The sequence below is a fragment of the Streptomyces sp. NPDC033270 genome, assembly GCF_055576575.1.
Genome location: NZ_JBVIRA010000003.1, coordinates 219,925 through 236,501, shown reverse-complemented (window position 1 = coordinate 236,501; position 16,577 = coordinate 219,925). Strand labels below are relative to the sequence as shown.

Annotated in this window: 14 protein-coding genes; 8 read left to right on the top strand and 6 right to left on the bottom strand. The window is 72.9% G+C overall.

The genetic code is table 11. The features are described 5' to 3' along the window. Positions 1-5 precede the first annotated feature (5 nt). A complete protein-coding gene (locus ACZ5XZ_RS07225; RefSeq protein ID WP_468975091.1) occupies positions 6-839 on the bottom strand; it encodes a M55 family metallopeptidase in 834 nt (277 codons plus the stop codon). 371 nt (positions 840-1,210) lie between these two features. Here ACZ5XZ_RS07225 and ACZ5XZ_RS07220 point away from each other — a divergent pair, with 371 nt between their 5' ends. From ACZ5XZ_RS07220 to ACZ5XZ_RS07210, 3 genes are all read left to right on the top strand, one after another. After that, positions 1,211-2,089 carry a helix-turn-helix domain-containing protein gene (locus ACZ5XZ_RS07220; RefSeq protein ID WP_468975090.1) on the top strand — a complete coding sequence of 293 codons (879 nt, stop codon included), beginning with the start codon at positions 1,211-1,213 and terminating at the stop codon, positions 2,087-2,089. 135 nt (positions 2,090-2,224) lie between these two features. Beyond that, entirely contained in the window at positions 2,225-3,100 is an 876-nt protein-coding gene (locus ACZ5XZ_RS07215; RefSeq protein WP_468975089.1) for a serine hydrolase, read from the top strand. A gap of 95 nt (positions 3,101-3,195) precedes the next feature. Continuing rightward, positions 3,196-4,071 carry a class I SAM-dependent methyltransferase gene (locus ACZ5XZ_RS07210; RefSeq protein ID WP_468975088.1) on the top strand — a complete coding sequence of 292 codons (876 nt, stop codon included), beginning with the start codon at positions 3,196-3,198 and terminating at the stop codon, positions 4,069-4,071. Positions 4,072-4,142: 71 nt separating this feature from the next. On the opposite strand, the gene ACZ5XZ_RS07205 is transcribed toward ACZ5XZ_RS07210, so the two are convergent. After that, complete coding sequence (locus ACZ5XZ_RS07205) at positions 4,143-6,596, bottom strand: MFS transporter (RefSeq protein ID WP_468975087.1); 2,454 nt, start codon at positions 6,594-6,596, stop codon at positions 4,143-4,145. 303 nt (positions 6,597-6,899) lie between these two features. Then, on the bottom strand, positions 6,900-7,343 hold the full coding sequence (locus tag ACZ5XZ_RS07200; RefSeq protein ID WP_468975086.1) for an SRPBCC family protein: 444 nt from the start codon (positions 7,341-7,343) through the stop codon (positions 6,900-6,902). A gap of 157 nt (positions 7,344-7,500) precedes the next feature. On the opposite strand from ACZ5XZ_RS07200, the gene ACZ5XZ_RS07195 reads away from it, so the two are divergent. Further along, positions 7,501-8,538 (top strand): Rv2578c family radical SAM protein, encoded by a 1,038-nt coding sequence (locus tag ACZ5XZ_RS07195; protein WP_468975085.1) that lies wholly within the window; start codon positions 7,501-7,503, stop codon positions 8,536-8,538. A 57-nt stretch (positions 8,539-8,595) separates the two neighbouring features. On the opposite strand, the gene ACZ5XZ_RS07190 is transcribed toward ACZ5XZ_RS07195, so the two are convergent. Both ACZ5XZ_RS07190 and ACZ5XZ_RS07185 read right to left on the bottom strand, forming a co-directional pair. Then, complete coding sequence (locus tag ACZ5XZ_RS07190) at positions 8,596-8,955, bottom strand: MerR family transcriptional regulator (RefSeq protein ID WP_468975084.1); 360 nt, start codon at positions 8,953-8,955, stop codon at positions 8,596-8,598. Between the two features lie 88 nt (positions 8,956-9,043). Further along, a complete protein-coding gene (locus tag ACZ5XZ_RS07185; RefSeq protein WP_468975083.1) occupies positions 9,044-9,835 on the bottom strand; it encodes an SDR family NAD(P)-dependent oxidoreductase in 792 nt (263 codons plus the stop codon). Between the two features lie 194 nt (positions 9,836-10,029). Here ACZ5XZ_RS07185 and ACZ5XZ_RS07180 point away from each other — a divergent pair, with 194 nt between their 5' ends. Continuing rightward, positions 10,030-10,569, top strand: coding sequence for a GNAT family N-acetyltransferase (locus ACZ5XZ_RS07180; RefSeq protein WP_468975082.1), 540 nt, complete (start codon positions 10,030-10,032; stop codon positions 10,567-10,569). On the opposite strand, the gene ACZ5XZ_RS07175 is transcribed toward ACZ5XZ_RS07180, so the two are convergent. Continuing rightward, positions 10,536-11,231 carry a HEAT repeat domain-containing protein gene (locus tag ACZ5XZ_RS07175; protein ID WP_468975081.1) on the bottom strand — a complete coding sequence of 232 codons (696 nt, stop codon included), beginning with the start codon at positions 11,229-11,231 and terminating at the stop codon, positions 10,536-10,538. The two genes, ACZ5XZ_RS07180 and ACZ5XZ_RS07175, sit on opposite strands and share 34 nt — an antisense overlap. Before the next feature lie 395 nt (positions 11,232-11,626). Between ACZ5XZ_RS07175 and ACZ5XZ_RS07170 the strand changes: the two genes are divergently transcribed. From ACZ5XZ_RS07170 to ccrA, 3 genes are all read left to right on the top strand, one after another. After that, positions 11,627-13,447, top strand: coding sequence for a 3-hydroxyacyl-CoA dehydrogenase family protein (locus tag ACZ5XZ_RS07170; RefSeq protein WP_468975080.1), 1,821 nt, complete (start codon positions 11,627-11,629; stop codon positions 13,445-13,447). Between the two features lie 136 nt (positions 13,448-13,583). Next, on the top strand, positions 13,584-14,387 hold the full coding sequence (locus ACZ5XZ_RS07165) for a TetR family transcriptional regulator (protein ID WP_384432923.1): 804 nt from the start codon (positions 13,584-13,586) through the stop codon (positions 14,385-14,387). A gap of 817 nt (positions 14,388-15,204) precedes the next feature. Continuing rightward, complete coding sequence (gene ccrA, locus ACZ5XZ_RS07160) at positions 15,205-16,542, top strand: crotonyl-CoA carboxylase/reductase (RefSeq protein WP_468975079.1); 1,338 nt, start codon at positions 15,205-15,207, stop codon at positions 16,540-16,542. Positions 16,543-16,577 lie beyond the last annotated feature (35 nt).

Sequence of the window (16,577 nt, the reverse complement as noted above, 5' to 3'; positions counted from 1 at the left end):
CCACCTCAGCCATACGCTTCCTCCACGGCCGACGACACGACGGTGGTGACCGTCTTGAAGCACCGGATGGCTTCGTACATGTTCTGACTGGTATACGCCACGCGCCGTTCCCCGCTGCGCTCCACGCCGGGCACACAGGTCGCGACCACCACCAGATGCTCGGCGTCGAACTCCAGCTCGAAGCGGTGCGGTCCGCGCCGGACCGGTTCGTGGCGCACCGCGAGCGCCGCCCCCTTGCGTGCCCCGGCCCGGATGTCGGCCGCCGTACGGGCCGGTGGGCGGCAGACCGCCGCATAGCGCGACACATAGTCCTTGACCGCCACACCGGGCGCCTGCGGGGCATAGCCCAGCGCGTCCTGGCAGGTGCGGTCGTCGCCGGTGACCAGCACCACCGGCACGCCGTACTCGGCGACCACAAGGGAGTTCAGATAGCCCTCGCTCGCGCGGGTGCCGTCGACCCAGACACCGGTGAGCGTGTTGGCGAGGTAGGTGTGCGCGAGGACGCCTTCGGTTCCGGCGGCGGTGTGGTAGCCGACGAAGGCGATGCCGTCGACATCGCCGTGCTGTACGCCCTCGACCATGCTGAGCGACTTGTGCTTGCCGGTGAGCATCTGCGCGCGCTCGTCGAGCTGTTCCAGCAGCAGATTGCGCATCGACCAGTGCGCCTCGTTGACCAGCACGTCCTCGGCGCCGCCGTCGAAGAATCCGGCGATCGCCGCGTTCACGTCGGACGTGAACATCCGGCGGCAGCGCTCCCACTGCGGGGTGCCGGGCAGCACGTCGGCCGGCCAGGTGACGCCGGTGGCGCCCTCCATGTCGGCGGAGATGAGGATCTTCACATTCACCAGTCCTCTCGCGGCTGGGCGGCGGTACGCACGATTCCCGACATCACTCGTCAACACCAGTTTCGAGGCGGCGAACGGATTCCCCACCCTAGGGACAGACCCTAACCAGGGCCTTCGGTGTGACGCCCCGTCCAGCGCCTTCCAGGACCGGCCAGTTGGCCGCAACGCCGCCGTCCGGACGCCGCCGACGCACCGGAACGCTCGCGCGGCGCCGCGACCTATGCAGTTTCTGTCGCAAAGCGGAACGTCTTCCGCCAGAATTCGGACTGAGTTCCGACGGACATCTGTCAGCTGCCGTCGGCACTTGCCGGGTGAGATAGAACAGCCCGGACCGGCCTCCCACATGATGAGACAGAGGCAGAACGATGAGCAATGCACTCAACGGCGTCTGGTTAGCGCAGCCCGGCGACACGCGGGCCGACGACACCGATCAGCTCGCGATCCTCACCGACCTGATCACGCAATCGCTTTGCGACCGCAATCCACGCTTCCGGGATTGCCTGGAACACGACACCCGCGCGCAGGTCACCCGGCTGATCGAGGAGGTGCTGCGCAACGGCCGCCCGCTGCCCGGCACCGTACGAGCGGTCATGCTCGGGACCGGTACCGACATCCACCTCGTGGCGTCCGCACTGGGCGACTGCCTCGTCAGCGCGCCCGGCGAGGCACCGGGCCTGCTGATCCCCGGCGCGCTCGCCGACGACAGCGGCGGCCGCGCCCGGCTCAAGGGCGTGCTGCGGCACCGCGCCGCCGCGGTCGGCCATGCGGTGCCGGCGCACGACGCCGCGACCTCCGTACGGTCCGCGGCCCGCCTGCTGGCCCTGGCGTCCGCGCACGACGGCCCCGACGCCGGAGTGATGTTCGTCGACGACCACCTCTCCTCCCTCGTCCTGCTGCAGGACGAGTCGCTGGCCCGCACGCTCGTCGCGCGCCGCCTGCGCCCGCTGGCGGGCCTGTCTCCGGAGCGGTGCGAGCGCCTGGAAGCCACCCTGCTGGCGTGGCTCGGCGGGATGGGCGCCCCGGAGATCGCCAAGGCGCTCGGCATCCATCCGCAGACCGTGCGCTACCGGATGCGCCAGCTGGAGAAGCTCTTCGGCGCCCGGCTCCGCGACCCGCTGGCCCGCTTCGAGATCGAGATGGCGCTCCGCAGCCGCCGGCTACTTGGGGCCGCCCACCGCCGCCGCGCGGCCGCGACCCGCCGACGAGCCGCGACCGGGACCCGCCGCCCGCTGCCGCGCTCCTAGAGCGGCCCGCCGAAGACGCCACACGCCCCGTGTCCGATTTGGCGAATGTCACACGCCACCCCACACCGTCAAATTCGGACAATCCATCCCAAGTGCCCGAGGGTGCCGCGCAGCCGCCCCGTATCGTCCACCCCCATGCACAGATCACGCATATCGACCTGCGCGCGCCGCGGGCTGGCCACCGTCGTGGCTGCCGGGTCGCTGCTCACGGTGCTCACCACGGCGACCCCGGCCGCGGCCGGCACCGCCAGCACGCCGGTGGACGGCGCCAAGGTCGTGTGCACCTCGCAGAAACCGGGCCTGGCCCCCGCCCTGTCCCATGACATAGCCGCCGCCCTCGACAGCCACGAGGGCGCTTCGGCGCTGGCCGTCTACGACCGGCGCACCAGGACCCGCTGCGACTTCAAGGCCGGTGCGCACTTCGACTCGGCGAGCGTGGTGAAGGTGACCGTGCTCGGGGCGCTGCTGCGGCAGGCCGAGGAGGCGCACCGCCGCCTCACCCCGCGCGAGGTACGGCTGACCACCGCCATGATCACCAAGTCGGACAACGCCGCGACCAACGCGCTGTGGCGTCAGGTGCGCCCCGCCGGCATCCAGCGCTTCCTGACCCTGGCCGGGATGCGGCACACCGTCCCCGGCGCGGACGGGGCCTGGGGCCTGACCCAGATCACCGCCGCCGACCAGCTCACCCTGATGCAGCTGCTGACGACGGACAACCCGGTGCTCACCCGGACCTCCCGCGGCTATGCGCTGGCCCTGATGGGGCGCGTGGTCCCCGACCAGCGCTGGGGGACGCCCGCCGGCGCACCGGCCACCGCGACCGTCCACGTCAAGAACGGCTGGCTGCCGCGCAAGACCGACGGCTGGCGGGTGAACAGCGTGGGCGCCTTCACCGGCGGCGCCCACGACTACGGCATGGCCGTGCTGTCCACCGGAAACCGCACCATGGACGACGGCGTGGACGCCGTGGAGAGCGCCGCCCGCGTCATCCACCGCGACCTGTCACGCTGACCGCCCCGGTCCCTGCGGTACGACTTTGCACTCCCCGGGGTGACCGGCGCCCCGATGTCCCCCACGGGCGGCGCGACCGGCGATATCAACGCCGCATGATCAAGGCAGACCTCACGGGAGTTCCCGAGACGGCGTTGTGGACCCTCTATCACCGGGCCGCCGAGGCCGCCCGCCCCGACACCGTGCTGCCCGACCCCCGCGCCGTACAGCTCGTCACCGAACTGGACTTCCCCTTCCGGGAGCGGCTGGGCGCCGCCCGCCCCTGGGTGGCGCAGGCCCTCGCCCTGCGCGCCCTCGCCTTCGACCAGGTGGTGCGGGCATTCCTCGCCGCCCACCCGGACGGCACCGTGATCGCGCTGGGCGAGGGCCTGGAGACCCAGTTCTGGCGGGTGGACAACGGACGCGCCCGATGGGTCACCGTCGACCTGAGCGACCCGCTGGAGCTGCGCGGGCGCGTACTCCCCCACGGCGCGCGGCAGCGGCTCGTCGCCTGCGACGTCCGCGACAGCCGGTGGACGACGGGCATCGACGCCGCGCGCGGGGTCCTGGTGACCGCCCAGGGGCTGCTGATGTACCTGCAGCCCGCGCAGGTGACCCAGCTGATCGCCGCCTGCGCCGACGCGTTCCCCGGCGGCACGCTGGTGTTCGACTCCGTCTCCCGGCGCTTCTCCACCCGCACCCGCGCCGGCGCGAAGGGGCCCGGCGGCCACCGCCTGCCCCCGATGGCCTGGGGCATGGACGCGCACGAGCGGGACCGGCTCCGCGGCGCCCACCCCGCCGTCGGCGACGTGGTCGACGTCCCGCTCCCCGCGGGCCGCGGCCTCCTCGGCTACCTCGCCCCCCGCATCGGGTCCCTGCCGCTGCTCCGCGGCGACCGGCCCCTGATCACCCGGCTGAGCTTCTGTGCCGAGACCGCACCGCACCGGCCGCCACACCCCGCTCGGCGAGCCGCTGCGCACGCTCCGCGCTGACCGCGGGCGACGTCCCGGAGGGGCGGCGGGCCCGCGCATCGGGCCCGCCGGCCGCCGCCCCGGGGCGGTGCTCAGTCCTCGTGCCCCAACTGCAGGTCGCGTTCGGTCCGACCGCCGCCGGCCATCTGCAGGACGGTGGCCACCGGTGGGTACCCGGCGGCGATCACGGTGTACTCGCCGGCCGACAGATCCACGAAGCGGAACAGCCCGTCGGCACCGGTGGTCGCGGTGTCGACGACATTGCCGGCGGTGTCCAGGAGGGTCACCCGGGCGTCCTCGACGGGGCGGCCGCCACCGGCCCGTACGGTCCCGCGCAGCACCGCGCCACCGGCGAGTTCGACGTCCTGGCGGGTCTCGCGCGACGCCTGGACGGTGACCGGCAGCGCGGTCGGCCGGAACGCCGGGGCGCTGGCGGCGAGGGTGTACTCCCCGGCCACCAACTCCCCCATGACATACCCCCCTTCACGCCCGGAGCGGGTGGTCGCGACCACCTCGCCGCGGACGTCGGTGAGGGTGACCATGGCGTCGCGTACGGGCGTGCCGTCGGCGGTGGTGACGGCACCGGCCAGGCGCCCGGCGCCGCCGAGCACCACGTCCAGCTCGACCGGCCGCTCGCCGACGGTGACGATGACGGCCTGCGGCTGGTGCCCGCCGGCGGCCGCGACCAGCACATACGAACCGGCGCCCGGTGTGCTCAGCGCGTACCGCCCGTCCTCGCCGGTGGCGCCGCGGCCGATCTGCCGCCCGTCGACGTCGATGAGGGTGAGCGCGGCGCGCGGCACGATGGAGCCGTCGTGGTGCTGGACGGTGCCGCACACGGGGACGCCCGGGTGCCCCGTGTGGGCGCGGGGCCGGGCGTACGCGGACGCGCGGCCGGACGAGCCGACCGCTGCCGCGTCGGTGGCGGGGCGGGCCGGGGGTACGGCGGCAGGGGCGGCCGGTTCGCCGTACGGGGCGTGCGGGGTCGAGGAGGCCTGCGGGGCAGGAGAGGTGTGGGACACCAGTGGTTTCCCTTTCAGGAAGAAGGCGAGCACAAGGCCCAGGACGAGCACCGGCACGAGGAAGAAGAAGATCCCCGGCACGGCGTGCGCGTAGGCGGCCACCTGGCCGTCGCGCAGCGGGGCCGGCAGCGCGCGCACGAGGTAGGGGGTGATCGACTCCGGGTCGGGCAGCGCGGCGGGCCCCGGCAGCCGGTCGCCGGGCCGGCGCAGGAGCCGGTCGACGAGGAGGGCGCAGAAGAGGGCCGCGCCGACGCTGCCGCCGAGCTGCCGGAAGCAGTGGTGGGCGCTGATCGCGGTGGTGCGGCCGCGGCCGCGTACGGAGGTGCGTACGGCGAGCACCAGCACCGGCACGACCAGGCCGATGCCGAGGCCGAGGACGCCCGTCCACAGGCCCCACACCTCGTGTGAGGTGTCCGGCCGCATCCGCGACAGCGGCCACATCGTCGCCGCGGCCACCGCGCAGCCCAGGACGGGGAAGGCCTTGTAGTGGCCGGTGCGGCCGATGAGCCGGGCCGAGCCGGCCGTGGCGAGCACGATGCCGCCCAGCACCGGCAGCATCAGCAGCCCGGACTCGGTGGCCGAGGCCGCGTCGGTCGCCTGGAGGAAGGTCGGCAGATGGCCGGCGGCGCCGAAGAGCGCGAGGCCGACGGCGGCGCCGATCAGGCCGGTGACGTGGAAGACCGAGACGCGGAACACCCGCAGCGGGATCAGCGGTTCGGCGGCGAAGTACTCGACGGCCAGGAACAGCAGGGCGGTACCGAGCGCGCCGGCGCCGAGGCCGAGAACGGTCCGCGAGTTCCAGGCGTACGCGGTACCGCCCCAACTGGCCAGCAGGACAAGGCAGGTGGAGAACGCGGCGAGCAGCAGCGCGCCGGCGATGTCGGGCCGGCGGCGGCCGGCGGGCCGGGGCAGCCTGAGGGCGAAGGCGAGGACCAGGAGGGCCGCCACACCGAGAGGGACGTTGAGGTAGAAGCACCAGCGCCAGGCGGCGTGGTCGGCGCAGAGGCCGCCGACCAGCGGCCCGGCCGCGACGGCGAGGCCGAAGGTGGCGCCGATCAGGCCCATGGAGCGGCCGCGGGCCGGTGCCGGTACGAGGTCGGCGGTGATCGCCTGGGCGCCGATCATGAGCCCACCGCCACCGAGGCCCTGCACGGCCCGGAAGACGATCAGTTCGTCCATGGTGCGCGACCAGCCGGCCAGCGCCGAGCCGGCGGTGAAGACGACGATCGCGAAGAGCAGGACGGGCTTGCGGCCGAAGAGGTCGCCGAGTGTGCCGTGGAGGGGCAGGGCGATCGCCGACGCCAGGAGGTAGGAGGTCACCACCCAGGACATCCGGCCCGGGCCGGGCAGCTCACCGACGATCTTCGGGAGCGCGGTGGCGACCACGGTCTGGTCGAGGGCGGCGAGCAGCAGTGTCAGCAGCAGGCCGGCGACGACCGTGCGGACGCGGCGGGAGCTGAGCGGCACCGGCGCCGCGCCGGGAGCGGGCGCGTCGGTCCGCTCGCCCAGGGTGGTCCCGCCCACGTGCTGCTCCCCTCGTCACGCCTGCTGCCGCCCAATTTCTCGCATTGGGCGACAACAGCGTTCAAGCGCGACGAAAGGGGGCGCGCGGGGCGGGAACGGACGTCAAGTGCCTTTCCCCGGCGGCCTATTGGGCTCCCATCAGGGCTTTCCGAACGGAAGCGATCCGGCGGGCCGGACACTTCGGCCCGCCGGAAACCACCCGAACCGGTGAGCGTGACGACACACACTCAGGGTGACGGAAGTGACGACGGATCACTCCACTTCACCGTCGCCTCCGCGTGCGGCCGCCCTTCCGTGCGGGGGTCACTTCTCCATACGGGCGGCGAGATTGGCGAGGATGGCGTCGTAGATCCGGCCGAGTCCCTTGGGCGCGAAGGTCCGCTCGAAGAAGCCGCCGATACCGCCGGCGCCCTGCCAGGTGGTGGTGACCACGACCCTGGCCCGCTTCTCGCCGGCCGGAGTGACGACCCAGGTCGTCACCATGGAGGAGTTGCGGTCCTTCTCGACCAGCTGGCCGTCGGTCGGCTCGTCGACCTCCAGCAGGCAGTCGCGCACCCGCTTGCTCGTGGCCTGCAGCTTCCAGTGGACGACGGTGCCCTTGCCGTCGCCGCCCTCGCGGACCTCGTACTCGCTGAAGTGCTCGGGCAGCAGCTGCTGGCGCGTGCCGGTGTAGTCGGCGAGCGCGTCGAACACGTCCTCCGGGTCCGCCGCGATCTCGCGCTGCGTGGTGGCCTCGACCTGACCCATGTGTGTCTTCCTCCAGTACTCGGCTGCCGGTCCTGCGATGCGCGCCAAGCCAACCACCACTGGGCGGCACGCCCAAAATCCGGGTCGACGGACCACAAGGGAACACTTGTTCTATTATGGCGAACGGGGGGCTCGGCAGCACGCAGAAGGAGGCCCGATGCGCTGGGACAATCTGGGCGAAAGCCGATCCGCCCTGTTCGGCGCGGACGTCGTCAGCCGCACGATCGACACCCCCGAGTTCCGCGGCATCACCTTCCACGAGGTGCGCGCCCGCTCGATCGTCAACCGCGTCCCGGGCGCCTCCCGGATGCCGTTCGAGTGGACCGTGAACCCCTACCGCGGCTGCAGCCACGCCTGCGTCTACTGCTTCGCGCGCAAGACGCACAGCTACCTCGACCTGGACACCGGGCTCGGCTTCGACTCGCAGATCGTGGTGAAGGTCAACGCTCCCGACCTCCTGCGCCGCGAGCTGGCCGGGCGCCGCTGGCGCGGTGACCACATAGCCATGGGCACGAACGTCGACTGCTATCAGCGCGCGGAGGGCCGCTACGGCCTGATGCCCGGCATCATCGCGGCGCTGCGCGACCACGCCAACCCCTTCTCGATCCTCACCAAGGGCACGCTGATCCTGCGCGATCTGCCGCTGCTGCGGCAGGCCGCCGAGGTCACCGACGTCGGCATCTCCGTCTCCGTCGGCTTCCTGGACCGCGAGCTGTGGCGCACGGTCGAGCCCGGCACGCCCGCCCCGGAGCGCCGGCTGGACGTGGTGCGCACGCTCACCGCGCACGGCATCCCGTGCGGTGTGCTGATGGCGCCGGTCATCCCCTTCCTCGGGGACGCACCGGAGCAGCTGCGCGCCACGGTCCGGGCCGTCGCGGAGGCCGGCGCCGGGTCCGTCACCCCGCTCGTCCTCCATCTGCGGCCCGGCGCCCGCGAGTGGTTCATGGCCTGGCTGGGGCACCACCACCCGCGGCTCGTACGGCGCTACGAGACGATGTACGCGGACGGCGCCTACGCCCCGAAGTGGTACCAGCGCCGGATCACCCGCCAGGTCCATGAACTCGCCGCCGAGTACGGGATCGGACCCGCCCGCCCTGGCGAGCACCGCCGGATCGCGCCACCGCCCCCGGCCCCCGCACCCGGCGGGCACACCCCCAACGCCCCTGCCGAACCCGTCCAGTTGACGCTGCTGTGAGCCCCGGCGCCCTCCTCCAGGGCGCGCGGTACGCTCCGCTCCGCCCCGGCCGGACGCCTACGCCGAAGCGGCCGGGACCGCCTCCAGGGCCCGCGCCAGGCGGTCGCGCGCCTCCAGCTGGGCGGCTATCCGCTCGTCGATGGCGGCGAGCCGCTCACGGGCGATGCGCAGGCCCACGGGGGACGGCGGGGCGGTGGTCATGTCCCCGTCCAGGCAGGGGCCGAAGCACCGGACGTCGGCGAGCGTCAGCCCGGCCTCCAGGAGATGCCGTATGTTGCGCACCCGTACGGCCGCGCGCTCGTCGTAGACCCGATAGCCGTTCGCCGCCCGCTGCGAGGCGATCAGCCCCTCGCGCTCATAGTTGCGCAGCGCACGCGTCGACGCCCCCGTGAGCGCCGCCAACTCGCCGATCCGCACCGGTCCCCCTCTCCGCCACGACCGCCGACAGCGGCCGGCCCCTCCTGCCTGCCGAGTGAACGCCCGGCGGGGGACGCCGGTTCCCGGATCAGCCCACCACCGCTCCCCCGTCGACCGGGAGGACCACCCCGGTCACGAACGACGCGGACGGCGCGGCGAGCCGGGTGACCGCCCAGGCCACTTCCTCGGGACGGCCGACCCGCCCCATGGGGGTGTGCTCGATCTGCCACTTCCGGATGGCCGTCCGCTGCTCCGGCGACCAGCCCTGGTGCAGCGCGATCGGGGTGTCGATCGCGCCGGGGGCGACCGCGACGACCCGTACGCCGCGCGGCGCGAGCTCCACCGCCCAGCTGCGGGTGAGGAGTTCGAGTCCGGTCTTGGTCGCCGCGTAGACCGAGTTGCCCGGCCACCCCCGCTGGCCGACCGAGGTGCTGATGTTGACCACGACACCGCCGGTCCGTTCCAGGTGGGGCACCGCTTCCTGGGTCAGCAGCACGGGCGCCACGAGGTTCGTCGCCAGCTGCGGCGCCATGCCCTCCTTGGTGTAGGTGCCGAGCGCCCCGCTGCCCACCACCGCCGCGTTGTTGACCAGGACGTCGAGTCGGCCGTAGGTGTCGACGGCGTGGCGCACGAGGGCCTCGGGTGCCCCGTCCGCGGTGATGTCCGCGACGTACGGGACGATCTCCCCGCCCGCGCCTGCGGCCTGAGCCGCCGTCTCCGCCAGCGGCTCGGCCCGGCGCCCCACCGCCAGTACCCGCGCCCCCTCCGCCGCGAAGGCGCGGGCGGTGGCGCGCCCGATTCCCGTGCCGGCCCCGGTGATGATCACGACCCTGTGGTCCGTTCCGGGCATGGTCGGCCCGGTGTGCGTGAGGTGTTCCATGCCGGGAGTCTCGAACCTTGACGCCTGGGGCAAGGTCAAGCGGACACCCGCGGCCGCGCGCTTTCCCCGGCCCGAAAACCCCTTGGACCGGCCTCCTAGGCTTGTGCGTCATGAACGGGTCCATGAACGGGGAACGGGACGGACCGTGGGGCGGGTCCGGTGCGGGAGCACCGCACCGGGTTCGGATACGGGAGATGACCGAGGCCGACATCGACGCGGTCTCCGCCGTGCGGGTCCGCGGCTGGCAGGCCGCGTACCGGGGGCTGATGCCGCAGGCGTATCTGGACGCGATGAGCGTGGCGGCGGATGCCGCGCAGCGGCGCTCGTGGTGCGCGCGTCGATCGCCGGCGGTCTCGGATCTGGTGGCCGAGCGGGACGGCGCGGTCGTCGGCTGGGCGTGCGTCGGGCCCTGCCGCGACCCCGATGTCGCCCCGGGCGCCGATGAGCCGTCCGCGGCCCGCCCGGCCGCGGGCGAGCTGCTGGCCCTGTATGTGGCGCCGGGGCTGATCGGCACCGGTGTCGGGCGCGCCCTGATGGCGGCCGGTACGGCACGCGCACGGGCGGGCGGATTCCGCGCGCTGTACCTGTGGGTGCTGCGCGACAACACCCGCGCCCGGCGGTTCTACGAGCGGGCCGGCTTCATGCCGGACGGGGCGCAGGAGGCGTTCGAGGTGGCGGGCAGCAGCGTCCCGGAGGTGCGCTACTGGCGCCCGCTGGAGCCGGGCCCGCGCTGAGCGTCGCCGGCCCCGTCCCGGCCGCCGCCCCCCTTCGCCTCGGGCCCGTCCTGCCCGGGCACCTCATGGACCCCCAGTCGCGCCAGCGACGCCGCCGCGGCCGCCGCGAGCCGGGGGTGGGCGACGGCGGCGGCCAGCGCGGGGACGGCGCGCCGGTCGCCCAGCGCCCCCAGGCCCTCGACGCAGGCGAGCGCCACCCGCCAATAGGGGTTGTGCGGGGTCAGCAGCCGCTCCAGGGTCGCGATCAGCGCCGGTACGGACTGCGGCGCGCGGAGCTCGGCGAGCAGCCGGACCGGGTGCAGGGCGTAGGCGGTGCGCAGCGGGTTGGTGGCGAGCGCGGCCGCGGCGCGGGCGGTGCGCGGGTCGCCGAGCCGGCTCAGGGCGTGCGCGGCGGTGGCGCAGCGCACCGGGTCGCGGTAGTTCAGCAGCAGTACGAGCGTCTCGAAGGCGCGCTTGTCGCCGGCGCAGCCGAGAATGAAGGCGGCGATCTCCCGGGCCCACAGAGGGCGTTCGACGGCGACCAGCATCCGGGCCAGTTCCTCCCGCCCGGCGGGGGTGTTCTTACGGGCCAGCCCCAGTAACCGCTCGTAGGCGACCAGATCCTGCGGGGAGCGGAGTTCGGCCCGCACCCGGTCCGTCAACTCGTGGAATTCCTCTTCCATTTGTCGCTCCCTCCCGCCGGGCCGCCCCGGTCCCTGCGACGTGGCCTGCACCACAGCCTAATGACCCGCACTACCCCTGGCGCTTCGGTTACCCACCGGTTAACCTGCTGGAACGAGCAGCACCACTGCTCAGGCGGCCTGGTGACGCAGCCGCCACAGAGTGAAGTCGGTTCGGCACCGCACAGCACGACACCAGTACGGAGCGACGGCACGGCCCCGGGACAGGGCCCGCCGCACCTCCGGACACCGCCGGCGCTGCCAGCAGCGCTGCGGCTCTCTCGGCCCACCGCCGTATTTTCCCGCCGCTGCGTTTTGCTACGCCTCGCGTCCGCGCGGACACCCCTCAGTCGTCACTTCTCCCCTGCCTTCAGGGGAACACCCTCAGGAGTCTCGCGATGGGCCCTCAGTCCACCCCAGATCGCTCAACTGAAGCCTCCCCACCGTCCCTTTCCACCGTGGCCGTCATCGGTCTGGGCACCATGGGCACCGGTATCGCCGAGGTGCTGACCCGAGCCGGCCGCGAGGTCGTCGGCATCGACACCGACGAGGCCGCGGCCCGGCACGCCGTCGCCACGCTCGAAGCCGCCACCGCCCGCGCGGTGCAGCGCGAGCGGATCACCGAGCGCGAGCGCCAGGACATCCTGGCCCGCTTCCGCACCTTCACCGACCTGCAGGCCGCCGCGGACGCCGACCTCGTCATCGAGGTGGTGCCCGAGGACTACGAGCTCAAGCGGCAGGTCTTCGCCGGACTGGACGCCGTCGTGCGTCCGGACGCCATCCTGGCCACCGGCACCAACGCGCTGTCCGTGACACGGCTGGCCGCCGACTCGCAGCGCCCCGAGCGGGTGCTCGGCGTGCACTTCTTCAACCCCGCACCGGCCATGAAGCTGGTCGAGGTGGTCTCCTCGGTGCTCACCGCGCCGACCGCCGTCGCGGCCGTCACCCAGCTCGCCCACGACCTGGGCAAGGACCCGATCTCGGTCGGCGACCGGCCCGGTTTCGTCGCCGACGGCCTGCTCTTCGGCTATCTGAACCAGGCCGCGGCGATGTACGAGGCGAAGTACGCGACCCGCGAGGACATCGACGCCGCGATGCGGCTCGGCTGCGGTCTGCCCATGGGCCCGCTCGCGCTGCTCGACCTGATCGGCGTGGACACCGCCCGTACGGTCCTGGAGGCGATGTACGCCGAGTCCCACGACCGCTTGCACGCCCCCGCGCCGATCCTGGGCCAGCTGGCCGAGGCGGGGCTGACCGGCCGCAAGGCGGGGCGCGGCTTCTACACGTACGAGGCTCCGGGCAGCCCCACGGTGGTGCCGGACGCCGAGAGCCCGGCGGCGGCCGGCGGGGACGCCACCGGGCGGGCGGTCTCCCGTGTCGGCGTCGCCGGCTCCGGGACGATGGCCAGCGGCATCGCCGAGGTCTTCGCCAAGGCCGGCTACTCCGTGGTGCTGGCCGCCCGCAGCCTGGAGAAGGCCGAGAAGGCCAAGGCCAGGATCGCCAAGTCGCTGGGCCGCTCGGTGGAGAAGGGCCGGCTGACCGCCGAGGCCCGGGACGCCGCGCTGTCGGCGATCACCCCGGCCGGCTCGCTCGACGCGTTCGCCGACGTGGACCTGGCGGTCGAGGCGGTGGCCGAGGATCTGGCGGTCAAGCAGGAGCTGTTCAAGGCGCTGGACAAGGTCTGCAAGCCGGGCGCCGTCCTGGCCACCACGACCTCCTCGCTGCCCGTCGTCGCCTGCGCCCGCGCCACCTCGCGCCCGCAGGACGTCATCGGGATGCACTTCTTCAACCCGGCGCCGGCCATGAAGCTGGTCGAGATCGTGCGGACGGTCCTGACCGCCGACGACGTGCACGCCACGGTGCGGGCGGTGTGCACCAAGGTCCGCAAGCACCCGGTGGACTGCGGCGACCGGGCCGGCTTCATCGTGAACGCGCTGCTGTTCCCGTACCTGAACAACGCGATCAAGATGGTCGAGGAGCACTACGCGTCCCTGGACGACATCGACGCCGCCATGAAGCTCGGCGGCGGCTACCCGATGGGCCCGTTCGAACTCCTCGACGTGGTCGGGCTGGACGTGTCCCTGGCCATCGAGAAGGTGCTGCACGCCGAGTTCCGCGACCCGGGGCTCGCCCCGGCCCCGCTGCTGGAGCACCTCGTCGCCGCGGGCTGCCTCGGCCGCAAGACCGGCCGCGGCTTCCGTGAGTACGCCCGGCGCTGACGCGTGGCGGCGCCCCCGCCCGGGAGGGGGAGGCTGGGGTGGACTGCTGGAGCCCGACGGCGGTCCACCCCCGCTCACAAGGGCGGAGGTGGCACCTCATGCCGCAGGTCGCGTAGATATGCAGTACCGTCCCCACATGTCCCAGCCCGCTCGCACGCAGCCCTCCGAGACCCCCGAGACCAGCACTCCCGGCACCCGCCGGGCGGCCGCGCAACGGCTCAAAATGCGCCGCGAACTGTCGGCGGCGGCCATGGAACTGTTCGCGACCAAGGGCTATGAGGCGACCACGGTCGACGAGATCGCGGCGGCCGCGGGCGTCGCCCGGCGCACCTTCTTCCGCCACTTCCGTTCGAAGGAAGAGGCGATCTTCCCCGACCACGACGACACCCTCGTACGCGCCGAGGCCGTCCTGGACGCCGCCCCGCCGCACGAGAACCCCCTCGACACGGTCTGCCGCGGCATCAAGGAGGTCATGCGGATGTACGCGGCCTCCCCGGCCGTGTCGGTCGCCCGTTACCGTCTGACCCGCGAGGTACCCACCCTCCGGGAGGCCGAGATCGCCTCGGTGGCCCGCTACGAGCGGCTGTTCACCCGTTATCTCCTGGGGCACTTCGACGAGGGCGCCCACCGCGAGGGCGACGACGACCCGCTGCTGGCCGAGGTCGCCGCGTCCGCCGTGGTGACCGCGCACAACCACGTACTGCGCCGCTGGCTGCGGGCCGGCGCGGAGGGCGACGTCGAGGCGCAGCTGGACCACGCCTTCGAGATCGTCCGCGAGACCTTCGGCGCCGGTATCGGCGCCGGCCGCACCACTACGGGGGAGCAGCCCCCGGCGGCCGTCTCACGGGAGGGCGAGGTCCTGGTCGCGGTGGCCCGCACGGACGCCCCGCTGGACGAGGTCATGCGCACGATCCGCAAGGCGATCAAGGACCGTAAGTGATCTCCTGACGGCCTGTCAGGCCCGGCTCGCTCGTGCTGTCCACGTGGCGCGCCGAACTCGACCCGGCGCGGCGGGCGTTCGGGGCCGGCGGCTGGAACGCGCCCAGGACGCGGCGCGGTCGTACCAGACGGCGGTGGCCGCGGTGGCCAAGAGCGGCGACCACGCGGCCGCCGCGTACGGCCGGCTGAAGTCCGCCCGCTGCGCCGTGGCAGCAGAGCCGGGGCAGCCGGCTCGGCGATCCGGCCGCGGTCTTCCTGTACCGCTTCCACACGCTGCTCGCCGGGGGTCCGCGCGCGGCTGAGGTCCCGGAGCCGACCCGGCCGTAACCCGAATGGCCTAACCGCTGCCGTGTTAACGCCGGGTACAGGAATGATTTCCCTGTGTGTCGAATACGCCTCCGATCCGGTCATCCGTCGCTCATGCGTGCCGCCCGGATGACATCTGAGAGAAATTCTTGGCACTCAGTGTCTTGTCGACTGGCACGCGGTGTCATACCTTGAGCGTGTCCGGGCGGCCGGCGCGTAGCGAACCCACGCGCGCCGGCTGTCCCACCAGCCCTACGTGGCTGTCCGCCCGGACGCCTGCGTCACAGGCGAAAACCCAGCTGCGGCTGGACCCGCGCACACCAGCGCTGCCAGGCACCGCGACCGACGACTCCGCGCCCCGCGGAGACGACGGAAACGGCGCCACCCCCGGCCGAACCGACGGCACCACCCTCCGCTCCACCCCCGACGTCCCCTCAAGCCGTTTCCCTCAACGGTTCCCCAAGCTCCACTGCGCTCGAGCGAGGGGAGGCCCCAACCGCCGGAGGCACCCCGTGAACGAAATCCTGGACGCAATCCTCGCGCCTGACACCACCAGCGCCGACTTCGCCGCGCTGCCCATCCCCGAGTCCTACCGCGCGGTGACCGTGCACAAGGACGAGGTCGAGATGTTCGACGGCCTCACCACCAAGGAGAAGGACCCCCGCAAGTCGCTGCACGTCGACGACGTGCCGGTGCCCGAGCTCGGCCCCGGTGAGGCGCTGGTGGCCGTGATGGCCTCCTCCGTGAACTACAACTCGGTGTGGACCTCGATCTTCGAGCCGCTGTCGACGTTCGGGTTCCTGGAGCGCTACGGCCGCCTCTCCCCGCTCGCCAAGCGGCACGACCTGCCGTACCACGTCATCGGCTCCGACCTGGCCGGTGTCGTGCTGCGCACCGGGCCCGGCGTCAACGCCTGGAACCCCGGCGACGAGGTCGTGGCGCACTGCCTGTCCGTCGAGCTGGAGTCCTCCGACGGCCACAACGACACCATGCTCGACCCCGAGCAGCGCATCTGGGGCTTCGAGACCAACTTCGGCGGTCTGGCCGAGATCGCCCTGGTCAAGTCCAACCAGCTGATGCCCAAGCCCCAGCACCTGAGCTGGGAGGAGGCGGCGGCGCCCGGCCTGGTCAACTCGACCGCCTACCGCCAGCTGGTGTCCCGCAACGGTGCCGGGATGAAGCAGGGCGACAACGTCCTGATCTGGGGCGCGAGCGGCGGGCTGGGCAGCTACGCCACCCAGTTCGCGCTGGCCGGCGGCGCCAACCCGATCTGTGTCGTCTCCAGTGAGCAGAAGGCGGAGATCTGCCGGAAGATGGGCGCCGAGGCGATCATCGACCGCAGCGCCGAGGGCTACAAGTTCTGGAAGGACGAGCGCACCCAGGACCCGAAGGAGTGGAAGCGCTTCGGCAAGCGCATCCGCGAGCTCACCGGCGGCGAGGACATCGACATCGTCTTCGAGCACCCCGGCCGGGAAACCTTCGGCGCGAGCGTCTTCGTCACCCGCAAGGGCGGCACCATCACCACCTGCGCCTCGACCTCGGGCTACATGCACGAGTACGACAACCGCTACCTGTGGATGTCGCTGAAGCGGATCGTCGGCTCGCACTTCGCGAACTACCGCGAGGCGTGGGAGGCCAACCGGCTGATCGCCAAGGGCAAGATCCACCCGACCCTCTCCAAGACCTACACCCTTGAGGAGACCGGTCAGGCGGCGTACGACGTGCACCGCAATCTGCACCAGGGCAAGGTCGGCGTGCTGGCACTGGCGCCCGAAGAGGGTATGGGTGTGCGCGACGAGGAGATGCGCGCCAAGCACCTGGACGCCATCAACCGGTTCCGCGACGCGTAAGCGGCGCGGAACCACAGACACCGGCCGGAACGCCT